This window comes from Micromonospora sp. NPDC049559 (assembly GCF_040676675.1).
Classification (GTDB): domain Bacteria; phylum Actinomycetota; class Actinomycetes; order Mycobacteriales; family Micromonosporaceae; genus JBFAPK01.
Genome location: NZ_JBFAPK010000004.1, coordinates 36,927 through 53,459 on the forward strand (window position 1 = coordinate 36,927; position 16,533 = coordinate 53,459).

At 74.2% G+C, this 16,533-nt stretch carries 16 protein-coding genes; 6 read left to right on the forward strand and 10 right to left on the reverse strand.

The annotated features are described in order from the left end of the window. Positions 1-69: 69 nt before the first annotated feature. Positions 70-480 carry a VOC family protein gene (locus AB0J86_RS07415; protein ID WP_363853983.1) on the reverse strand — a complete coding sequence of 137 codons (411 nt, stop codon included), beginning with the start codon at positions 478-480 and terminating at the stop codon, positions 70-72. Positions 481-611: 131 nt separating this feature from the next. Then, entirely contained in the window at positions 612-1,874 is a 1,263-nt protein-coding gene (locus AB0J86_RS07420; protein WP_363853985.1) for a helix-turn-helix domain-containing protein, read from the reverse strand. A gap of 289 nt (positions 1,875-2,163) precedes the next feature. Here AB0J86_RS07420 and AB0J86_RS07425 point away from each other — a divergent pair, with 289 nt between their 5' ends. The 3 genes from AB0J86_RS07425 (at position 2,164) to AB0J86_RS07435 (ending at position 3,785) form a co-directional block, all read left to right on the forward strand. Next, a complete protein-coding gene (locus AB0J86_RS07425; RefSeq protein WP_363853988.1) occupies positions 2,164-2,955 on the forward strand; it encodes a helix-turn-helix transcriptional regulator in 792 nt (263 codons plus the stop codon). Further along, positions 2,945-3,181, forward strand: a complete 237-nt coding sequence (locus AB0J86_RS07430; protein ID WP_363853990.1) for a DUF397 domain-containing protein — start codon at positions 2,945-2,947, stop codon at positions 3,179-3,181. Before AB0J86_RS07425 ends, AB0J86_RS07430 begins: the two co-directional genes overlap by 11 nt. 145 nt (positions 3,182-3,326) lie before the next feature. Further along, complete coding sequence (locus AB0J86_RS07435) at positions 3,327-3,785, forward strand: hypothetical protein (RefSeq protein WP_363853993.1); 459 nt, start codon at positions 3,327-3,329, stop codon at positions 3,783-3,785. Between the two features lie 3 nt (positions 3,786-3,788). On the opposite strand, the gene AB0J86_RS07440 is transcribed toward AB0J86_RS07435, so the two are convergent. From AB0J86_RS07440 to AB0J86_RS07460, 5 genes are all read right to left on the reverse strand, one after another. After that, the gene (locus AB0J86_RS07440) at positions 3,789-4,445 is read right to left on the reverse strand and encodes a response regulator transcription factor (RefSeq protein WP_363853995.1); all 657 of its coding nucleotides are present in this window, start codon (positions 4,443-4,445) and stop codon (positions 3,789-3,791) included. Next, the gene (locus tag AB0J86_RS07445) at positions 4,442-5,482 is read right to left on the reverse strand and encodes a histidine kinase (protein WP_363853998.1); all 1,041 of its coding nucleotides are present in this window, start codon (positions 5,480-5,482) and stop codon (positions 4,442-4,444) included. The genes AB0J86_RS07440 and AB0J86_RS07445 overlap by 4 nt, the downstream gene beginning before the upstream one ends. A gap of 77 nt (positions 5,483-5,559) precedes the next feature. Continuing rightward, a complete protein-coding gene (locus AB0J86_RS07450; RefSeq protein WP_363854001.1) occupies positions 5,560-6,126 on the reverse strand; it encodes a hypothetical protein in 567 nt (188 codons plus the stop codon). 118 nt (positions 6,127-6,244) lie between these two features. Continuing rightward, entirely contained in the window at positions 6,245-7,081 is an 837-nt protein-coding gene (locus AB0J86_RS07455; protein ID WP_363854003.1) for a GNAT family N-acetyltransferase, read from the reverse strand. Between the two features lie 129 nt (positions 7,082-7,210). Next, positions 7,211-8,845 carry a glycosyltransferase 87 family protein gene (locus tag AB0J86_RS07460; RefSeq protein ID WP_363854006.1) on the reverse strand — a complete coding sequence of 545 codons (1,635 nt, stop codon included), beginning with the start codon at positions 8,843-8,845 and terminating at the stop codon, positions 7,211-7,213. Between the two features lie 249 nt (positions 8,846-9,094). Between AB0J86_RS07460 and AB0J86_RS07465 the strand changes: the two genes are divergently transcribed. Both AB0J86_RS07465 and AB0J86_RS07470 read left to right on the forward strand, forming a co-directional pair. Continuing rightward, a complete protein-coding gene (locus AB0J86_RS07465) occupies positions 9,095-9,523 on the forward strand; it encodes a MerR family transcriptional regulator (protein ID WP_363854009.1) in 429 nt (142 codons plus the stop codon). 33 nt (positions 9,524-9,556) lie between these two features. Then, positions 9,557-10,330, forward strand: a complete 774-nt coding sequence (locus AB0J86_RS07470) for a methyltransferase domain-containing protein (RefSeq protein WP_363854011.1) — start codon at positions 9,557-9,559, stop codon at positions 10,328-10,330. A 216-nt stretch (positions 10,331-10,546) separates the two neighbouring features. Here AB0J86_RS07470 and AB0J86_RS07475 read toward each other — a convergent pair whose 3' ends face one another. Further along, positions 10,547-10,987 (reverse strand): hypothetical protein, encoded by a 441-nt coding sequence (locus AB0J86_RS07475; RefSeq protein ID WP_363854013.1) that lies wholly within the window; start codon positions 10,985-10,987, stop codon positions 10,547-10,549. 251 nt (positions 10,988-11,238) lie between these two features. Here AB0J86_RS07475 and AB0J86_RS07480 point away from each other — a divergent pair, with 251 nt between their 5' ends. Continuing rightward, positions 11,239-11,847: a winged helix-turn-helix domain-containing protein gene (locus tag AB0J86_RS07480; protein WP_363854016.1), complete on the forward strand. Its 609-nt coding sequence runs from the start codon at positions 11,239-11,241 to the stop codon at positions 11,845-11,847. 25 nt (positions 11,848-11,872) lie between these two features. On the opposite strand, the gene AB0J86_RS07485 is transcribed toward AB0J86_RS07480, so the two are convergent. Then, complete coding sequence (locus AB0J86_RS07485; RefSeq protein ID WP_363854019.1) at positions 11,873-15,181, reverse strand: DUF4132 domain-containing protein; 3,309 nt, start codon at positions 15,179-15,181, stop codon at positions 11,873-11,875. An 83-nt stretch (positions 15,182-15,264) separates the two neighbouring features. After that, a complete protein-coding gene (locus AB0J86_RS07490) occupies positions 15,265-16,500 on the reverse strand; it encodes a beta-ketoacyl-[acyl-carrier-protein] synthase family protein (RefSeq protein ID WP_363854022.1) in 1,236 nt (411 codons plus the stop codon). Positions 16,501-16,533: the final 33 nt, after the last annotated feature.

Here is a 16,533-nt window from a genome sequence, read left to right on the forward strand (position 1 = left end):
GTGTTCAATCCCGGAAAACCCCTGTATTGTAAAACAACACACCCGAGGATTTGCCCTAGATCGACGGGGTCAGTGGTCCAGGTTGAGCTGCCAGGAGACGCCGAAGCGGTCGACCAGCCAGCCGAACTTGGCGCTGAAGCCGTACGACCCGAGCGGCATCAACTCCTGGCCCTTCTCGACCAGCGCCGCGTACCGCCGGTCGAGTTCGCTCTCGCTGTCGCACCGCACGTAGAGCGACATCGCCGGGGTGAACGTGAACCCGTGCGACACGCTGCTGTCGATGCACATGAACTGCTGCCCGGCGAGCGTGAACGTGGCGTGCCGGACGGAGCCCTCGACCCCTTCCTCGCCCGGACCGTAGCGCGACACGGCGAGGACCTCGGAGTCGTCGAAGAGTGAGGTGTAGAACGTCATCGCCTCCTCGGCGCGCCCCTCGAACATCAGAAACGTGGTGACCTTCTGCGCTGGCATGCTCGACATGGCCGCAGTATTTCGGTGCGGACTTATATAAGTCAAGCCCGGTACTTACTCCGGCGTGTCTCCCCGTCGATCTAGGGCAAATCCGTGCTAGTTGATCTCCAATCACGAGGATTTGCCCTAGATCGACGGTGTCAGTGCGGGGCGGCGCCCATCCGGGTGGCCAAGTCGGCCACGGCCGGCGGGGGAGTGCCCCGGACGCGCCGCCGCGCGTCGGACATCACCTCGTGGGCGACCGGCCGGTACCGGATCTCGGCCGGGGCGAGCCGGTCGCCCGCGACCGGCGCCGCCCCGGCGCTCGCCGCGTCGCCGACCTGGGCGTACGCGTGGGCGAGGTCGAGCAGGTGCTGGGCGCGGCGCTCGGCCGGCAGGGCGGCCAGCTCCGGCGCCGGGATCTCCTGGTGTACGCGTACCGCCCGGCCGCCCTCGCCCAGCTCCACCGCGGCGGCGACCCGGTGCAGCGCCACGTTGGTCGGGCCGAAGCTGGTCCAGTAGTGGTTCCGCCCGTCGCCGACCACGGCGGCGGCCCGCTCGGCCGCGTGGAGCAGCTCGCGTACCATCTCGCCCTCGCCCTGCCGGGCGGCGGCCATCGCGGCCTGGAGCAGCAGCTGCCCGTGCACCGCGAGCCCGGCCGGCTCGGTCGGCGCCGGGCCGCCCGGGGCGAGCCGGTGTGCGACGGTGAGCTGCGCCTCCAGCGCCGAGCGGGTCCGCCCGAGCGCGAGCAGCGCGTTGCCGGCCCGGGAGGCGGCGACGCCGGCCAGCAGCGGATCGTCGGCGCGCGCCGAGACTGCGGTCGCCCGGTCCGCGGCGAGCCAGGCCAGCTCGGGCGCGCCCAGCTTGCGCAGCACCGACGAGGCGATCTGGTACGCCTGCCCGAGCAGGTGCGCGGCGTCGCGTCCCGCCTCGTCGCCGTTCCGGTGGTGGTGCGCGTCGGCGGCCTGGGCGTGCTGCAGCAGCCCGGGCAGGCTGCGGACCAGCAGGTCGTACCCGGCGTGCTGGAAGCCGAGCCAGGCATGGTCGACGGCCTTGCGCAGCTCCCGCAGGTCGGGCTGCGGCAGGTCGCGGTCGAGGCACCAGCTCGCCGGCGGGTACCGCTCCAGCGCCGTCCGCAGCGCGTCCCAGTCGAGCCGCGCCGGGCCGCCGCCACCTCCACCGCCGCTGCTGCCGCTGCCGGCTCCCGATCCGGCCGCCAACAACAGTTGTACGTCGATCCGCAGCGCGCCGGCGACCTGTTGCAGCACGGAGAACCGGTCGAGCGTACGGACGCCGCGCTCCACCTTCTCGACCCAGCTCTTGGACCTGCCGAGCTGGTCGGCGAGCAGTTGCTGGGTCAGGCCCCGCCCGTGCCGCCAGTACGCGACCCGCTGCCCGATCGGCATCGTTAATTCCTCTGTCATATTTGCGTTTTGCTTTCGCGGCTCGTCGCCGCCCTTTGTTGCCCGGCCCTTCGCCTCCACGCCATTCCCTCCGCCGTTTCGGGGTGGATGGGCCGCCCGCATTCGGGTCGCGGGCGGCCCGCGGTTTAGCCCGTCCCCTAATGCCGATCATCGTCGGGGGAGAAGGCGACGACTTCTCGGAAAATCCGAGCGATTCCGCTGGGAACACTCTGGACTCGGGCCGGGTCCACGAGGGAGGATGCTGCGGGTACTACCTGGGGTGACCGCGTACTTACGACCGGAGTGTTGGATGAACCTCGACATGTGGATTCGCGCGTTGAAGGCCGCGCGGGCGAGTGCGGACATCTCTCAGGAGGGGTTGGCGAGCCTGGTCAAATGGAGCAGCTCCACCGTTGCGGCGATCGAAACGGGTCGTCGCCGGCCGACCATGGAATTCGCCGTCGCCTCCGACGAGATGCTCGGCACCGGTGGCCTGCTCGCCGAACTCCTGCCGATGGTGGATCAGCAACTTTCGCCGATCTGGTTCGCGCCGTGGCGCGGCTACGAGGCGGACGCGCTGCGGCTGCGCACCTTCGAGCCCTGCCTGGTGCCGGGGCTGTTGCAGACCGAGGCGTACGCCCGGGCCATCATCGGGGCCGGCGGACTGAATCCGCCCGACAAGATCGAGGAACTGGTCGCGGTCCGGATGGAGCGGCAGGAGCTGTTGCACCGGGAGGACCCGCCCGAGTTGCTCTTCATCCTCGACGAGGCCGCGCTGCGCCGCCCGGTCGGCGGCCCCGAGGTGCTCGACGCCCAACTCGGCCACCTGCTGGAGGTGGCGCGGCTGCGGCACGTCCGGCTGCACGTGATCCCCGCCGACGCCGGCGCGCACGTCGGGCTCACCGGGGGCTTCATCGTGGCCGACATTCCCGACGACGAGCAGGTGGTCTACCTGGAGAACGTGGCCCGGGGGCAGGTCGTCGACGACCCGGAACTGGTCCGGCTGATCCGCCGGAAGTGGGATAGCCTGCTCGGAGAAGCGCTCTCCGAGCGCGCCTCGCTGGAGCTCATCAAGAGTCTGAAGGTGACTTATGATCGATGACCCCCGGACCAGCGACTTCCGCACCGACTCGGCCGCCACTCCGCGCTGGCGCACGTCGACCCGCTCCGGCGACACGGGCGGCAACTGCGTGCAGGTGGCGGACAACCTCCCCGGCCGGGTGCTGGTACGCGACAGCAAGGACCGTACCGGCGGCACCCTGACCTTCGATCCGGCGGCCTGGCGTTCCTTCGTGGACTACGCGAAGGCATCGCGCCGGGCTGGATAAGACACGGCGCCCAGCGGCGCGCGCGGGGTTGGTGGCCTGACCGAGACATGGACGGCCGCACGGTCCCTTGGTCGCGTCGATCGAGGGCGCCCGTGCGGCCTTCCCTCGCGCCGACGGGCGGCTCGCTGCCGCTATGGTGCTCGCCGTGAATCGATCACTCGCCGTCGTCGCCGTGATTGCCGCCGTCGTAGGGCTGGCCGGCTGCGGAGCCGACAACTCCCCGGCAGCAAGCCCCTCCAGCGGCGCGCCGACTCCCACCAGGAGCCCGAGCTGGGCGGCGCAGCGCACCCCACCCGCGTGGGCGAACTACACCGCGGGCGATGGGAAAGCCCAGGAGGCGTGCAAAGGTACTGCTGGCGCGCAGCATTTCAAGCAGGATGGCGACCCAATGATCATGGCGGTCACTGCCGGCAACGCCAAGCGGTCGAAGGTCGAGCCGATCCGCGACGCCGGGCAGCGCGTGCTCGAAGCCGCCCAACTCGCCAAGTTTCGCGAGGGAGAGCCCGGCGAGGCGGAGGCCCGTGCCGGCCTGGTGAAAGCAACGGCCTCCTTGCGCGCCGAGTGCGTGAAACTCGGGCTGACGTACGAGGGGTATTTCCGGTAGGCGCTACTTCTGCCCGGGTACGACCAGCCCGGTCTCGTACGCGGTGATCACGGCCTGCACCCGGTCGCGCAGGCCGAGCTTGGTGAGCACGTTGCTGACATGCGTCTTCGCGGTGTGGGTGCTGATCACCATGGCGGCGGCGATCTCCGGATTGGACATGCCCTGCGCGAGCATCCGCAGCGTCTCGCGCTCCCGACCGGTCAGCACGGACAGCCGCTCCGCGGGCAGCGGACGGGCCACGCCGCCCGTGGTGAACTGCTCCACCAGCCGGCGGGTCACCGACGGCGCGAGCAGCGATTCACCCTCCGCCACCACGCGTACGGTGTGCACGAGGTCGTCGCGGCGCACGTCCTTGAGCAGAAAACCGCTGGCGCCCGCCCGCAGCGCGTCGAAGACGTGGTCGTCCTGGTCGAAGGTGGTCAGCATGACGACTCGGCAGTCGGTCTCGGCGCCGATGATCCGGGCGGCCTCGATGCCGTCCATGCCCGGCATCCTGATGTCGAGCAACGCCACGTCGGGGTGATGGTCGCGGACGGCGGCGACGGCCTGGAAGCCGTCACCCGCCTCGGCGACCACCTCGATGTCGGCCTGCGCGTCCAGGATCATCGCGAAGCCGGCGCGCACCAACTCCTGGTCGTCGGCGACCACTACCCGGGTCACAGCGGCAACCGCGCGCGTACCGTGAAGCCCGTGGGGCCCGGACCCGCCGACGCGGTCCCGCCGCACGCGGCGGCGCGCTCCCGGATGCCGACCAGGCCGTTGCCGCCGGACGGCAGCCCGGCCCGGGCGCCCCGGCCGTTGTCCCGAATCTCGATCGCCAACTCCCGCTCCCGCCAGCTCAGCCGCACGTCGACGCGGGACGCGTCAGCGTGCTTGACGACGTTCGTGAGCGCCTCCTGAGTGATCCGGTAGACGGCCGCCCCCACGTCCGGCGGCAGCGGCCGGGGCTCGCCCGCCACCTCGTACCCCACCTCGAACCCGGCCCCCGCCGCCTGCCGCACCAGGTCGGGCAGGTCCTCGACGGCCGCCCGCGGAGCGCCCGACCCCGGCTCCTCCCGGAGCACCGCGAGGATGCGGCGAAGCTGGTCCATCGCGTCCCGGCCGGCACCGGCGATGGCGTCGAACGTGGCCACGGCCCGCTCCGGGTCGGCCCGCACCACCACCGGCCCGGCCTCCGCCTGCACCACCATGAGGCTCACGGCGTGCGCCAGGATGTCGTGCATGTCGCGGGCGATCCGGGCCCGCTCCCGCTCGGCGGCCCGTTCGGCTGCCAGCGTCCGCTCCCGCTCAAGTCGGGCGGCCCGCTCCTCCAGGACGGCGGCGTGCGCCCTGCTCCCCGCCGCCGCCCGACCCAGGGCGTACGCGGTCACGGAGACGACGACGCCCCGAAGCGCGGTGTCCGAGGATCCGACCGTGAGCAGCCCGCCACCGAGGATGACGATGAGCGCGCCCCAGCGCACCCGCCGTCCGGACCGCGCGGACACCGTGTAGAGGGCGATGAGCGGCCCGTACCAGAGCGGCTGCGGCGCGACGGCGTCCACCAGGTCGTACGAACCACTGAAGGCGTAGGTGACGAACAGTACGGGCAGGGCCGCCCTCCGCCGAACCACCAGCGGCAACGCGGAACCGACCGCGACGACGTACCCCCACCAGTGCCACGGACCGTCCCGGGACAGCAGCGGCCAGAGCTGCGCCACCGCGGCACATACCGCCAGCGCGGCATCCGACCACGGCGAACGCGCCCACCGACCCCACCACACGGTGCGCCATGCTGTCATGCGGTCGCGGGAGTCCGCCGGGCGAGGGTGACCAGCGCGACCAGGATCAGCAGGCCGGCCACCGGGAGCAGATCCAGACTGGTCACCGCGACCCCGATGCCGAGCAGCAGCACCACCGGAACCCACGCCGCGACGCGCCGCCGCACCGCGAGGTGGACGACCAGCGCGAGCAGCCCGACGTAGAACAACGCCGGCCCCGGCCCGTAGACGGCCACCGTGACACCGGGCACGTCCTGCACCTGGCCGAACATCTGCCGCATGCCGGCCTTGTCGTCGGCCGCGAGCCCCACCACGACGTCGATGCCGATCTGCGCGATCGAACAGACCAGACCGGCCACGCCGACGACGGCGGCGGTGGTGGCGATCCTGCCGCCGCCGGTCGTCCGGCGCGCGGCGAGCAGCACGAACCCGAAGAGGACCAGGGCGACGAGGAAGGCGAGATGCCCCAGGGTCCAGAGGAGACCGGGGCCGTACCGCCCGTCGAGCCCGTCCAGCAGCCGGACCAGGCCGTAGACGATCGTGAGAGCGGGCGCGACGACGAAGGAGAGGTGAGTTTTCCGCACGCGGTCGATCGTGGTCCGTACGCGGCCCGGAAACCTCGCCGACGTCGGCGATCTTCCGGCTCACCCACACGACCCGGTACGGATGCACCGGTCGCCTGTCGAGCCAGCTCGTCGCCGGTCAGGCGGTGGTCGGGTCGCTCTCCGGGCGCCAGATCCAGTTGCGGCGGTCGTACCGGGGCCGCAGCCCGAAGCGCAGCATGTTGTTCAGCGAGCTGTTGGAGGCCCCCTCGGCCGGACGGCCGGTCTCGCCGACCAGCCACCGGCAGCCGGCCTCGGCGGCGGCGCGGGCGCGGGCGGCCAGCAGGGCGGACTGGGCTCCCCGACCCCGGTGGTCGGGCCGGGTGGCGCCAGAGTTGAGCGAGGCGACCTCGCCGTGCAGGTAGAGGTTCGCCCCGGCCACGATCTCGTCGCCGTCCCAGGCGGCGAAGGGGCGGAAGTGCGGGTGCTCGACCGTGGCGGCGACCATCCGGCTCAGCCACTCGTCGGACATCCCGAAGGTGTCGCAGATCAGCGTGGCCCACTCCCGCGCGTCCGCCGGGCCGACCGGCCCCACCCGCAGGTCGGTACGCCCCGGCGTGACGTCCTCGACCGGGGCGGCGAGCTTGACCCAGCAGCCGCCCTCGGCGATGCCGTACGCGGCGCGGATCTCGTCCCAGTCGGCCGGCAGCGCCTCCGGGGCGATCTGCAACGTGGCCATCGGGCTGCCGTGCTCGCGGTGGAAGTCGACGATCTCGCCGATCAGGGGCGCCGTCACCGGCTCGGTCAGCCCGATCCCGAGGGACTTGCACCAGTAGCCGCCGCTCGGGTCGGCGCGCATGGCGAGCGAGACGCCGCCGCCGATCCGCCGGGCGGTGATGCCGAGCGCGGTACGGACCGGCTCCGGCGCGGACGCCTCGTACTGGAACATGAACTCCGCCTCGACGGACTCCGCGAGCGCGGTCAGGTTCTCTGTCACGGTGCGTTCCGATCGGCGCGGCGGGACGGGCGGGAGGCGTACCCGGGTAAGGCGTACCCGATCATCCAACCCGCCCCGGGCCCACCGCCCACCGCCGGGCCCGCGGGTGTGACCTGGGACGCGTCCGCGTCAGGGGGTCAGCTCGGTGTAGGCGGCGAGCACCTGCCCGTCCGGCCCGTACGCCACCAGCCGCCCGTGGGCCAGGTTCGCGCTGCGGAAGGAGAACTCCCGCCCGCCGGGGTGCAGGTCGAGCAGCGGGATCACCCGGGGCGCCCCGCCGGGCGCGGACTGGTACTCCAGCCGGGCGACGCCGGCGTCGACCACGCCGTTGACGCGTACCTTGGTCTTCTCGCGCACGACGCCGAAGTGCACCGCGGCGGCCGGGGCGGCGCAGCCCTCCCGCGGGCGGCAGAAGAAGAAGTAGCGCGGGTTGCCGGCGTCGGCGAGCGTGTACGCCTTGAACGTCGGGTCCGCGCCGGCCGGCAGCGGCAGCACGGCGAAGCAGGCCAGCGTGGCGGTGAGCGCGGTGGCCGCGCGCAGCCACCCGCGCCCGGTCCCGGCCCGGCCACTCCCGGCCCGGCGGACCGAGCCGACCGTGACCGCCGCGGCCCCGCCGAGCCCGGCCAGGCAGACGCCGACCGCCCCGAACGCGCGGGCGTTCTCCAGCAGGAACTGGAGCCCGGGAAAGGTCGAGACGTCGCTGAGCAGCGCGCCCAGCGAGAGGGTCATGGCCACCAGCAGCAGGACCCCGGCGACCCGGCGCGGCAGGCCGTGCGTGGCGATCATGAGCATCGCGGCGAGCACGGTCCAGACCTGGTGGTGGGTCCAGGAGACCGGGGAGGCGACCAGCGTGGCGCAGCCGACCAGTACCGCCGCCCGGGCCGGTTCGTCCGCCAACTGGATCTGCCGGGCCCGCAGCAGCGCGACGCCGCAGACCAGCGCGACGAGCGCCGCCCAGACGATCGGCAGCGTGTCGGGGGCGACGCCGACACGCATGAGCATGCCGTGCACGGACTGGTTGCCGAGTGAGGCGAGGTTGCCGATCCGGGACGTCTCCAGGACCGTCCCGGTCCAGTACGTCCAACTGTCGGCGGGGAACACGAGCGCGGCGAGCGCGGCGCAGCCGACGAACGCGGCGGCGGCGCGGGCGGCGTCCCGGTACCGGCGGGAGACCAGGAAGAAGACCACGAAGAGCAGCGGAGTCAGTTTGATCGCGGCGGCGACGCCGACCAGTACGCCCCGGTAGCGGGCCGGGGTGACGCCCACCGCGTCGGCCAGCGCCAGGAGCACGATGAAGACGCTGACCTGCCCGAACCTCAGGTTGCTCTGCGCCGGCGCGGAGAGCAGCAGCGCGCAGGCGACCGCCGCGACAACCAGCGGGCGCCGCCGCGGCGCCGTGGTGATCGCGTTGCCGAGCACGGTGGCGATGGCGGCGACCGCGGCGCAGACCAGGGCCAGCCAGATCACCTGCACCGCCGGCTCGGGCAGCGCCGCGATCGGGCGGAGCAGCAGCATCGCGAAGGGCGGATAGGTGAACGGGCCGCCGTTGGCGGCGGCGTACTCGTACAGCGGCCGGCCGGCCTCGACGGTCTGCGCCGCGCCGTAGTAGATGTGCAGGTCGGAGAGGCGGTCGCCGGCAGGGCGGAGCAGCACCAGCACCGACGAGGCCGCGCCGATCGCGGCGAAGAGCAGCCACAGCAGGCGGGCGCGGCGCGCCACCATCGGCTCCGGCCGCGCCCGCATTGACCCAGATCGCGCCACCATCGGCCCAGATTACCGGCGGAAGGCGCCGGATCACGGCCCGTCCACAGCGGAGTTGTGCGGTGTGTCCTCACCCAGGCCGGCCCTCACCCCGGCCGGCCCTCACCCCGGCCGGCCCTCACCCCGGCCGGCCCTCACCCCGGCCGGCCGGGAGCCGGCGCGGCCGACGCGCCCGGGACCCTCCGGTCCGGATGCCGGACCGGCGCCTGAATCCCGCTCGACATGATCGACAGAACGCGGCCTAATGGCACGGTGAGATCACCCGACACCGGCGAGGAACTGTTGTCGATCGGTCAGCTCGCGGCCCGGTTCGGGCTCGCCACCCACGTGCTGCGGCACTGGGAGGCGATGGGGCTGCTGACCCCGGCGGCCCGGATCAACGGACGGCGCTACTACGGCCGGGAGCAGCTCACCCGGCTCGGCGTGATCCGGTTGGGCAAGCGCGCCGGGCTCGGCCTGACGGAGCTGCGGCAGCTGCTCGCCGGCGGCGACCGCGCCGCCCGGGACGCCATCCTGCGCCGCCAGTTGGCCGCGCTGCGGCAGCGGATCGAGCAGGCCAGGGCTTCCCAGCGGCTCATCGAGCACGCCCTGGACTGCCCCCACCCGGACTACCTGAGCTGCCCCGACTTCCAGCGGGCGGTGGCCGCGGCGGTCCCCGCCGCACCCCGAGGCGCGGCTTGACTTCAGGTCGACCTGAAGTTGCAGGGTGGGGCCATGACCGAGATCGACGAACGGCCCCGGCCGGAATCCCCGACGGAATCGCTGGTACGGCGGCTGGACGCCGCCGAGACGTTGCCGGAGGCGGTACGCCTGCGCGAACGCTCGTACGAGCTGCTGCGGGTCGTACCGGGGACGACCGTGCTGGACGTCGGCTGTGGCGCCGGCCGGGCCGTCGCCGAACTCGGCGCGCGCGGCGCCCGGGCGGTCGGCGTGGACGTGCGGGAGGAGATGGTCGCGGTGGCGCGCGACCGCTGGCCGGACGGTACGTTCCGGACCGGCGACGCGTACGACCTGCCCTTCGCCGACGGGGAGTTCGCCGCGTACCGGGCGGACAAGGTGTACCACGAACTCGACGCCCCGCCCCGCGCCCTCGCCGAGGCACACCGGGTGCTCGCCCCCGGCGGGCGCGTCGTCCTCGTCGGGCAGGACTGGGACGCCTTCGTGATCGACTCCGACGACCCCGGGCTCACCCGGACGATCGTGCGGGCCCGCGCCGACACGATCGCCTCCCCGCGCGCCGCCCGGGGCTACCGCAACCTGCTGCTCGACGCCGGCTTCGAGGGAGTCACGGCGGAGGTGCGCACCGGCGTCTTCACCGACGCGACCATGCTGCCGATGCTCGCCGGGCTCGCCGACGCCGCCCGCGCCTGCGGGGCGGTGACGGCAGAGCAGGCCGACGCGTGGCGCGCGGAGCAGGCCGGGCGGGCCGAGGTCGGGCGGCTCTTCCTTGCCGTACCGATCTTCCTGGCCGCCGGGCGGCGCCCCTGACCCCCTCGTCCCGCCCGGTCGTCCCGCCCGGTCGTCGCGGCACCGGAACGGGGACGGTACCTTTGCGGACCGGGCGCCCGGTCCGGTCGCCTGCTGTTCGAGGACGGCGCCCCACGACGGCGCCCCACGACGGCGGTGGCCGCCGGGCGGACCAGTCCGCCCGGCGGCCACCCGACACCGGGGTCTCACCCGACGTCGACAGGTCTCAGCCGACTCTCACTCGACGTCGACGCAAGGCAGGCCGCGCGACTCGTACCGGCCGCCGCCGATGGACGCCCAGCCCTGGGCGCAGACGGCGCCCACCCCTCGGCCGTTGCCGCTGACCGTGGGCGAGGGCCCCTCGGGACCGTTCCGGAAGGGCAGGCCCGGTCCCCAGAGGTCCACGTGACCGTAGAAGTAGTCGTCGGCGTAGCCGATCGCGGAGTAGCCGCCGGCACCGCCGTACATCTCGATGCAGGTGTCGCGGCTGCACCCCGAGTCGTCGAGCGGTGCGGCGGCGGCGCCCTGCGGAACGTACCTGAGGCAGACGTCGCCGTCGCAGCTCCAGCCGGTCGCCCGGGGCACGGATTCCGCCGGCGCGGCCGACGCGGCCGACGCGCCGCCCAGCACCAGCAGGGGTACGGCCAACAGGACGGCCGCCAGTCGAGATCGAAGCATCCTTGATCCCCTTCGCGAAGGTGACCACCCCCGTCAGGCGGTCATCGATGCGGGAATCGAACCAACGGCCAGCTTCAATCGGGCGTCGGTTCGGCTTCACCGGGCGGCCCGTGGGGCGCGGGTGCCCGGCGCGGAGGTGGGTCCGGTGCGGCGCGGGTGCCCAGCGCGGAGGTGGGTGTTCAGCCGGGCCGCGATCGTGGCGGCATCTTTGCAAAGAGTGCCTTTGCAAACCGGCGCGCTATATTCGCGGCGTGACCGACGAGACCGCCGCCGAGCTCGCCCTGCGGCACCCGCTGCGAGCGGCCCTGCTCCGGCTGGTACGCGAGGTGGGGACGGTGACGTCGAACGACGCGGCGCGCCGGTTGGGGGAGAGCTCCGGCGCCTGCTCCTTCCACCTGCGCCAGCTCGCCCGCTACGGGTACCTGGAACAGGCCGGCGACGGCCGGGGCCGGACCCGGCCGTGGCGGCTGCGTACCGGCCCGGCAGGCGAGGGAGTGGCCACGATCGAGCAGGCGGCTACCGTCGAGGGGGCGGCCACGGCCGGTAAGGCCCCCACCGATCTCGAACTCGGGCCGCTCGCCCGCGACCTGGAGGACGAGGGCTACCGGCGCTGGCTGGCCCTGCGCCCGGCGGCACCCGAGCGCTGGCAGCGGGACGAGGCGTTCAGCACCGTGCTCTACCTGACCCCCGACGAGCTGGCCACCGTCTCGGCCGCCGTACGCGACGTCCTGGCGCCGTACCAGCGGCGCGAGGGCGACCCGGGGCAGCGGCCGGCGGCGGCCGGGCCCGTCGCGTTCGTGACCCGGCTCTTCCCGCTGCTGCCCGCCGAGCGGGCCGACGGCGGCGCGACCGAACGGTAGCCCGGCGCCGGGCCTGGCCCTCGGGTCACGCGGTGGTGTACGCCAGGTCGCGCAGCAGCTCGGAGGCCGTGACCGGGTCGAGCACCCCGAACGGCGTGCTGCGCGGCGCGTCCCAGCGGCCGTGCGCGGGACGGATCCAGATCTCCTCGAAGGTCTGTGCGGGGTGCATCGTCGGGTCGTCGAGCGCGATGCCCGGCTCCAGCCGTACGGTGAGGACGCGCCCGTCGGGCAGCGCCCGCTCCATCGAGTCCTGCCGCCCGCCGTCGCCGGCGACCCGCAGCCAGCCCCGCCGCTCCAACCCGACGATCTTGACGCTCTGCGCCTTCACGCCGTCGAACCGGGTCAGCCGGGTCGACTCGCGTTCGGCCTCGGTCAACCGCTGGACCTCCCGTCCGAGCTGCTCGAACGGTTGCAGGATCTCGTAGTCGGCCAGCAGTTCGCTCCAGGCGGACAGGTCGGCACCCAGCTCCGCCGGATGGGCGACGCCGATCATGGCGTCGTCCTCGACGGTGACCAGGTCGTCCTCGACGTCAGCGAGGCTGCGGTCCTCGGCCACGCGCAGCGCCGTGAGCATCTCGGCGTCCGGGCGGTACGTCGCCCAGACCAGCCGGCGGGCGAGCGGGTAGAGCAGCGGGTGGCGCAGGAACAGCCCGCGGAACTCGGCCCCGCTCCACCGCCGCCGGGAGACCATCGCCTGTTCCAGCCGGCGCACCTGCTCGGTGGTCGTCGTGCGTACGCTCCGCTTCAGCGCCGTGAAGCGCCGGTACGCCGCCGGCGCCAGCTCGGGGTCGTCGCTCGCCGCCGGCTTCGGCAGCTCCCCGCGGCGCGTACCGTCCTCGTTGGTCACGTACGGCCGGAGCTGCTCGTCGAAGCCGACGACGAACCGGCGCGGCCCGTAGTCGAGGCCGAGCGTACGGTCGTCCGCGAGGCCGAACCGGGGCACGATCCGGTCGGCGAGCTGCTCCGGCAGCAGACCCCGCGCCTGGGCGACGTCGCGCAGCCTCGCCTCGGCGCGGGTCCGGACCGCCTTCGCCTTCATCTTCGTGGCGATCTCGTGCAGCTGCGTCAACGCCGCGTCGGTGCCGAGCCCGGCGAGGACGTCCAGGCCGGCGGCGGTGCGGGCGTGCGCCCCCTCGTACGGCCACTCCCGCACGAGCCGGCCCAGCTCCCGCGCGGTCTCGTCGTCGCCGAGAAACGCCTGCGCGGTGAGCGCCCAGCCCTGCCGGGGCGGTGCGTCGGCGCGCAGCCAGCACGACAGCAGCGCCCGGGCGAACGCGCCGAGGCTCTCCGGGGTGCACGCGTCCCGGACCACGGCCAGCCCGGCGTACGGGGCGTCGAGCGTCGAGATCGCGCACATGGTGAGCACGTGCCGGACCGCCTCGACGGGCAGCGCGCCGGACCCGTTCCGCAGCCGGATCGGGGGCAGGGCCGCCGCCTCGGCCCACTCCGGCAGGGCCGGAATCCTCGCCGGCAGCAGCTCCAGGGGATCGCCGTCGAGCAGCTGCTCGATCGCGCTCGCCGCCGGGGCGCCGTACCCCCGGGCGGTGGCCAGGACCAGCTCGCGGTGCCCGGCCCCGGCGAGGGCGACGAGGGCCCCACCCGCGTACCGCCGGTCGGCTCCCGGTTTCGCGAGGGCGGCCGGTACGAGTGCCCGCGCCGCCGCGTCGGGATGCCGGTGCAGCCAGGCCAGCGCGTGCTGCCGCGCGGACTTCAGCCGGCCCAGCCACTGCGCCATCAGCAGCGCGACCTCGGGGCTGCGGTACGGCAGCAGGTGCGGGCCGGCCTCGGCGGGGCTGCGGCGGGCGAGCGCCACCGCCAGCGGATAGGCGGCGAGTTCGAAGCGCGCGACCACCGACGGCAGCCACCACGACACCCACCACAGGCGTTCGGGGCGCCACTGCGCCAGCAGCGGGGCGGCCAGCTCCTCCGGCGCGGTCTCGAAGAAGTCCTGCGCCTCAACGTGGTTGGCGGTACCGGCCTTGATCCGCGCGGCGACGGCCTCGACGTCGCGCCAGCTGCCCCGGGGCGCCGACGACCCCCGCCACCGTTCCCGTTCCCCGGGCTCCCAGGCGATCGTCGGCTCGTCCGCGCAGCGCAGGTCCGCGAGCACCACCGGCTTCCCCGCCTTCCGGCGCACCGTCCACGGCGGAGTGGTCAGCAGGGCCGGCAGCGACTCGACCGGCGCCACCACCGTGGCCGTCGGCGCCACGGGCACGGCGGCCCGGATTCGCTCGGCCGCCCCGGTCGGCAGGTCGGGCAGCATCTCCTCGACCAGCTCCGGGTGCCGCGCCACGTGCCGGCGGAGCAGCTCGGCCGCCCTCGGCCCGTCCGCCGCCTCCGCGAGCAGGCGCAGCGCCCGGCGCGGGTACCGCTCGGCGGCCTCCGCGACCGCCGCCGGCACGTACCGGGTGTCGAGGTGGTCGAGGAGCGCCCGGAAGGCCGGGTCGCTCGGCAGCGCCGCGAGCACCGACAACAGGGCGCGTCGGGTGGCGGTGTAGCCGTAGCCGCGGTTCCACCAGCGCAGGAACGTCCCGGTCCCGTCGGCGCCGAGCCCCTCGGCGAGGGTGTGCAGCATGGCGGGGTCGTAGAGACCGGCGTAGAACGGCTGGTCGATGACGGGCTCGACGAGCTCCACCTGCCGTGCCGCGGTGACGGAGGCCATCAGCAGCAGCGCGGCCGGGTTGTCGCGGCGGCGCTCCGCGACGGCTCGGACGTCCTCGTCGACCCAGTCGGCCCGGTCGGGCGCGAGGAAGGAGGTGGCGATGCGGGTCCGGAGCGTGCCGTCGCGGTAGCCCAGCAGCGCCGCGCGGGCGGCGGCGTGGACGTCGTCGGGGGCTGCCGCCAGCGCCGCCCGGACCCGGGCGAGGACCTCCACGACCCCCGGGCTCAGCCGGTTGTCGTCCAGGTCGACCGGCTGGAGCGGCTGCACCGCCGGCGTGAGGTGGTGGCCCGGCCCGCACCGCAGACCGGTCAGCTCGACGGCGGCCCGGACCGCGAACTCGATGCCGGGCCCGGCGATCCAGCCGTCCGCGATCAGTCGACGGTCGAGGTCCCGGTACGCGTACGGGCCGATCAGCGCCATCGCGGCCGCGGCCGCCCCGAGCGGCGTACCCTCGCCGGGGCCGGCCAGGTAGGCCAGCCCCGCGGCGCCGACGTGGCCCCGGGTGTCCGGATGGGACAGCGACTCGTGCGGGCCGGGCCGGTCGGCCAGCAGGCCGGCGAGGCGGGCCGGCGCGTCCGGCTCCGGGGCGTAGCCGACCGGCGCGCCCCCGCGTCTGGGGTGGAGGTCGCGGTACCACGCCGCCGGTACGACCAGCGTCTCCTCGTCCGTCATCGCTCGCCTCTCCGGTGGGGTGACGGCCGACACGCTAACCGCGACCACCGACACTTCCGCCCCCGCCCGGGGGAACGGGAGTCTCAGGCGGCGGTGAAGAGCAGCGAGACGTTCTGCCCGCCGAACCCGAAGGAGTTGCTCAACGCCGCAACGAGCTGCTGCTTGCGCGGCTCGCCGCTGACGATCTCCAGCGCGACCTCGGGGTCCTTGCGGTCCAGGTTGAGGGTGGGCGGGATGACCCCGTTGGCGACCGAGAGCAGGGTGACGATCCCCTCGACCGCGCCGGCGGCGCCCACGAGGTGGCCGATGCTCGACTTGGGGGCGGTGAGGACGACGTCGTCGCCGAGCGCCTGCCGGATCGCCGCCGCCTCGCCCACGTCGCCCACCACGGTGGACGTCGCGTGGCAGTTGACGTGCGGCACGTCGGCCGGTCGCAGCCCCGCGTCCTCGACGGCCCGCAGGATGGCGCGGATCTGACCGGCGCCGGTCGGGTCGGGGCCGGTGATGTGGTGGGCGTCCGACGTGACGCCGTAGCCGGCCAGCCGCCCGAGCACCCGGGCGCCGCGCGCGGCGGCGAAGTCGGCCCGCTCCAGGATCATGACGCCGGCGCCCTCGCCGAGGACGAAGCCGTCCCGGTCGACGTCGAACGGGCGGGAGGCCCGCTCCGGCTCGTCGTTGCGCTTCGAGAGGGTACGGGCCTGGGCGAAGCCGGCGATGGTCAGCGGCGTGATGGCGGCCTCGGCGCCACCGGCGATCACCACGTCGGCCTCGCCGGCGCGGATCAGGCGGGCGCCCAGGGCGAGCGCCTCGGCGCCGGAGGCGCAGGCGGAGACGGGGGTGTAGACGCCGGCGCGGGCGCCGTACTCCAGGCTGACCCAGGCGGCCGGCCCGTTGGGCATCAGCATCGGCACGGTGAGCGGCGAGACCCGCTGCGGGCCCTTCTCCTCGATCAGGTCGTCCTGGTCCAGCAGCGTGTTGACGCCGCCGATGCCGGTACCGATCACCGCGGCGAGCCGTACCGGGTCGACCTCGGGCGCGCCGGCGTCGGTCCAGGCCTGCTGGGCGGCGACGAGCGCGGCCTGCTGGCAGCGGTCCATGCGCCGCGCCTGGACCCGGGGCAGCGCCTGGTCGGGGGAGGCGGCCATCGGCGCGGCGATCAGGCTGGGCAGCGCCTCGGCGTGCGCGTACGACGACACCAGCTCGTCGATGCGGCGTACGCCGGAGCGCCCGGCGAGCAGGCCCTGCCACAAGGAGTCGACATCCGGCCCGAGCGGGGTGGTCGCGCCGAGTCCCGTGACGACTACGTCCTGGGCGCTCATCTTCGTTCTCCTCGTGAGGGGTGGCGTGGCGAT

Excerpts from the sequence above, each read along its gene's own strand:
- AB0J86_RS07430 (WP_363853990.1), top strand. The coding sequence starts at position 2,945 with ATGATCGATGACCCCCGGACCAGCGACTTCCGCACCGACTCGGCCGCC.
- AB0J86_RS07460 (WP_363854006.1), bottom strand. The coding sequence starts at position 8,845 with ATGGTGGCGCGATCTGGGTCAATGCGGGCGCGGCCGGAGCCGATGGTG.
- AB0J86_RS07470 (WP_363854011.1), top strand. The coding sequence starts at position 9,557 with ATGACCGAGATCGACGAACGGCCCCGGCCGGAATCCCCGACGGAATCG.
- AB0J86_RS07485 (WP_363854019.1), bottom strand. The coding sequence starts at position 15,181 with ATGACGGACGAGGAGACGCTGGTCGTACCGGCGGCGTGGTACCGCGAC.
- AB0J86_RS07425 (WP_363853988.1), top strand. The coding sequence starts at position 2,164 with ATGAACCTCGACATGTGGATTCGCGCGTTGAAGGCCGCGCGGGCGAGT.
- AB0J86_RS07415 (WP_363853983.1), bottom strand. The coding sequence starts at position 480 with ATGTCGAGCATGCCAGCGCAGAAGGTCACCACGTTTCTGATGTTCGAG.
- AB0J86_RS07475 (WP_363854013.1), bottom strand. The coding sequence starts at position 10,987 with ATGCTTCGATCTCGACTGGCGGCCGTCCTGTTGGCCGTACCCCTGCTG.
- AB0J86_RS07490 (WP_363854022.1), bottom strand. The coding sequence starts at position 16,500 with ATGAGCGCCCAGGACGTAGTCGTCACGGGACTCGGCGCGACCACCCCG.
- AB0J86_RS07420 (WP_363853985.1), bottom strand. The coding sequence starts at position 1,874 with ATGACAGAGGAATTAACGATGCCGATCGGGCAGCGGGTCGCGTACTGG.